The sequence below is a fragment of the uncultured Mucilaginibacter sp. genome (assembly GCF_903913935.1).
GTDB lineage: Bacteria > Bacteroidota > Bacteroidia > Sphingobacteriales > Sphingobacteriaceae > Mucilaginibacter.
The window spans coordinates 1-3287 of record NZ_CAIWNH010000312.1; the positions used below are offsets into that span (position 1 = coordinate 1).

The window sequence follows — 3287 nt, forward strand, 5'->3', positions numbered from 1 at the left end:
CTTTTAAAAAAAGTTAACTTTGTTATTAAAGAATGATACAATGAGACTGGTAATAGACCTTGATGAAAAATACAAAAATCTTTTTTACGAAGTCGTAAAAGCGGCAAATGCGTCTATTGTGGAAGAAGAACCGGATTTTTGGACGACTTTACCTGAACGTGTTAAGGCCGGCATTAAAAAAAGCCAGGAACAAGCCAGGAACGGTGAGACCAAAACCTATGAAGAGGTGAAAAAAATTCTTGCTGCCCGATGAGTCGCAGCGTCATTTTTACTGATGATGCTTTAGAAATCCTTTTATCGATCAAAAATTATATTGCAGGCGAATGGGGATCCAGGCAGGCCGATAAATTCTTAATGCGTGTTGATAAAGTTCTTAAATTGACGGCTGAAAACCCGTACATGTATAAAGTCTCATCAATTGAGGAAACTGCTCGAAAAGGCTTAATTTCCAAACAGACTTCATTCTATTACGAGATCCACGAAAATGAAATTTTAATTTTATTTTTCTGGGATAACCGCCAGGATTCTATATTTACGGGCTAACCTGATATATAACCCCATTATGGCCCTGTTAACCATCTTTTTCTGCATTATCCTGCTGGTACTTTTAGTAAGCTGGGCAAAACTGAACCCTTTTTTGGCATTCCTCATTGTTTCTATTGCAGCCGGGTTATTGCTTGGCATCCCCTTAGGTAAAGTTACCACATCGGTGCAAAAAGGCCTGGGCGATACGTTGGGTTCCATCACCATTATTATCTGTCTGGGCGCTATGCTGGGTAAACTGGTTGCAGAAAGCGGCGCGGCTCAAAAAATTGCTGATGTTTTGGTGAATGCTTTTGGGGTTAAACATATCCAGTGGGCCTTATTAATAGTAGGTTTTATTATCGGCATACCCCTGTTTTACAACACGGGCTTTGTGCTGGTGGTGCCGCTGATATTTTCGGTAACTTATAAATACAAATTACCGGCGGTTTATATCGGCCTGCCTATGCTGGCCGCTTTATCGGTTACCCATGGCTTTTTACCGCCCCACCCCTCACCTTCCGCGCTGGTATTAATTTTCCATGCTGATATGGGTAAAACTTTGTTTTATGGACTTTTGGTTGCTATACCTGCAGTGATACTGGCAGGGCCTGTGTTCGCACAAACATTAAAAAAGATCCCTTCAACCCCGCTGGAAACATTTATCGCCAAAGAAATCCCGGCAGATCAGCTGCCCGGATCGGGAAAAAGTTTTTTTACGGCCTTGTTACCTGTGATCCTGTTGATGGCGACGACATTATATCTCAATATTGATAAATCCGCCGGCAGCACGCATAAATTTATTGCCTTTATAGGCGATGCGCCCATTGTTATGCTGATCTCTATTATTGTCGGCAGCTACACCCTGGGCCTGAGCCAGGGCAAAACAATGAAACACCTGGGCGAAATTTATGGCGAAGCAGTTAAAGATATTTCATTGATCCTGCTGATCATTGCGGGTTCAGGTGCATTTAAACAGGTGCTAACTGATAGCGGCGTCAGCACCCAAATTTCTAACGCGCTGCAAACCCTCAACTTGCAGCCACTGGTTTTAGGCTGGTTGATTGCAGCTATCATCCGGGTCAGTTTAGGCTCTGCCACCGTTGCAGGACTTACGGCTGCCGGAATTGTCTCTTCGATGGTTTTACGCGATCACAGTATTAACCCTAACCTTATGGTTTTATCCATCGGCGCGGGCAGTCTGGCCTTTTCTCATGTAAACGACGGGGGATTTTGGTTATTTAAAGAGTATTTTAATCTATCAATAAAAGACACCATTAAATCGTGGTCTGCAATGGAAACCATTGTTTCCGTGGTTGGTTTGATTGGGGTTTTGGTATTGAACCTGGTTGTGTAAGTTAGTTCATGGTTGATAGTTCATGGTAGAAAATTGATGAGGATTACTCAGTTTTTTATTACTTCAGGCCGCAGTTTGGCATTTTGTTCTTCCTCGAAATATTTCTTCCGCACGATGCTGGACATTTTATGATCACCGGTATGGCTCCAGCCGGGGGGCATAAAGATGTAAAAAAACTTATTTTTTATTCCCGGGGCCTTGGCAACATCTTTTGCAAGCGCAACTACCTCACCAAAATAAGCATCCAGAAAACTATGCGGTTTCATCGGGCGGGTAATGCCGTATTCAATCGGGATTGCCCTGTCTTCCGGCTGGTAGGTGCCAAATACCCTATCCCATATATTTAAAAGGTTACAAAAATTGGTGTCCATATAAAGGGGATTTTTGGCATGATGTACACGGTGAAATGAGGGCGTCAGGATTATTTTCCCTAAAAACCCAAAGCGGGCATCCTTTACCAGGTTTTCGCCGATATGGATCAATGCGCCCCAGGTACCATCAATAAACATGATTACAAACAATATGGCGGGGTTTACACCCAGCAAAATACAAATGGTGGTACGGATAATATCGGCATAAGGGCCCTCCAAAAAGAAGTGTGCATAGGTAACCGACAAATTCATGGAAGCCGGGGCATGATGGGTAGAATGCAGGCACCACAATATACGCACCTTATGGGCAAGGTAGTGATAAATAAAATGGGCGAACTCCCAAATCACATAACCAAAAACAAACCAATACCAGGTAAATGAAGTTTTAATGATAGCATACTTTTCGAAAAGCCCGATACAAATGCCCACCATAGCAAATGACAATACGCGGCCTACAAAAGCATTAAGGACATAGGTAAAAAATGAAATTTTATAATCGATCACTTTAAACCGTTTGTAGAATGCGGCCCTGATGATCTCGACGATCAGCAAAAACGGAGTCAGCGGCCCTAAAACAGCGGTAATTCCCTGGTAGGTAAGTAATTGGTCGTACTTACCCGACTTTAAAATATCAATGAGATTCCCGAAGCCGAAGAAGCCGGTAAATTCATTCCATATCGCTTTTAAAAACTCCATATTTATAGATTTAAGTCCATGGTGGATTGTCCATAGTCCATGGCAAAACACTTTCAAAATCAACGATCCCCATAGTGGAATATATCCCAAAACGGCTATGGCCTATAATCCATGGTCTATCGACGCCGCCCTAATCAAAATCTAAATTAAACTTATTTTTTAAATCCATCATCGCCGGATTTTTTTGAGCCATGTACTGGAATTTTTCGATAGCGGTGTAGGGGCGTTTAACCACCTCTTTTTCATCAATCCTTGCGGTAACTTCAATGTTAAAATTCCTCAATGTGGTCCGTAAAAAATTCAACAGGTTGGGCCGTTCATCACGGAAGGTACTTTCCTGA

At 42.4% G+C, this 3287-nt stretch carries 4 protein-coding genes and 1 pseudogene; 3 read left to right on the top strand and 2 right to left on the bottom strand.

Annotation, left to right across the window (positions count from 1 at the left end; genetic code table 11):
- Positions 1-40: 40 nt before the first annotated feature.
- The 3 genes from QZY09_RS12230 to QZY09_RS12240 are packed head-to-tail and all read left to right on the top strand — an operon-like array spanning position 41 to position 1879.
- Positions 41-253, top strand: coding sequence for a hypothetical protein (locus QZY09_RS12230; protein WP_295672764.1), 213 nt, complete (start codon positions 41-43; stop codon positions 251-253).
- Positions 250-543, top strand: coding sequence for a type II toxin-antitoxin system RelE/ParE family toxin (locus QZY09_RS12235; RefSeq protein ID WP_295672766.1), 294 nt, complete (start codon positions 250-252; stop codon positions 541-543). The genes QZY09_RS12230 and QZY09_RS12235 overlap by 4 nt, the downstream gene beginning before the upstream one ends.
- 19 nt (positions 544-562) lie before the next feature.
- Positions 563-1879 (top strand): gluconate:H+ symporter, encoded by a 1317-nt coding sequence (locus tag QZY09_RS12240; RefSeq protein WP_295672767.1) that lies wholly within the window; start codon positions 563-565, stop codon positions 1877-1879.
- Positions 1880-1926: 47 nt separating this feature from the next.
- Here QZY09_RS12240 and QZY09_RS12245 read toward each other — a convergent pair whose 3' ends face one another.
- Positions 1927-2946, bottom strand: a complete 1020-nt coding sequence (locus QZY09_RS12245; protein ID WP_295672768.1) for a sterol desaturase family protein — start codon at positions 2944-2946, stop codon at positions 1927-1929.
- 130 nt (positions 2947-3076) lie between these two features.
- A pseudogene (locus QZY09_RS12250) lies at positions 3077-3287 on the bottom strand (DNA polymerase III subunit gamma/tau); the annotation flags it as partial.

Excerpts from the sequence above, each read along its gene's own strand:
- QZY09_RS12230 (WP_295672764.1), top strand. The coding sequence starts at position 41 with ATGAGACTGGTAATAGACCTTGATGAAAAATACAAAAATCTTTTTTAC.
- QZY09_RS12235 (WP_295672766.1), top strand. The coding sequence starts at position 250 with ATGAGTCGCAGCGTCATTTTTACTGATGATGCTTTAGAAATCCTTTTA.
- QZY09_RS12240 (WP_295672767.1), top strand. The coding sequence starts at position 563 with ATGGCCCTGTTAACCATCTTTTTCTGCATTATCCTGCTGGTACTTTTA.
- QZY09_RS12245 (WP_295672768.1), bottom strand. The coding sequence starts at position 2,946 with ATGGAGTTTTTAAAAGCGATATGGAATGAATTTACCGGCTTCTTCGGC.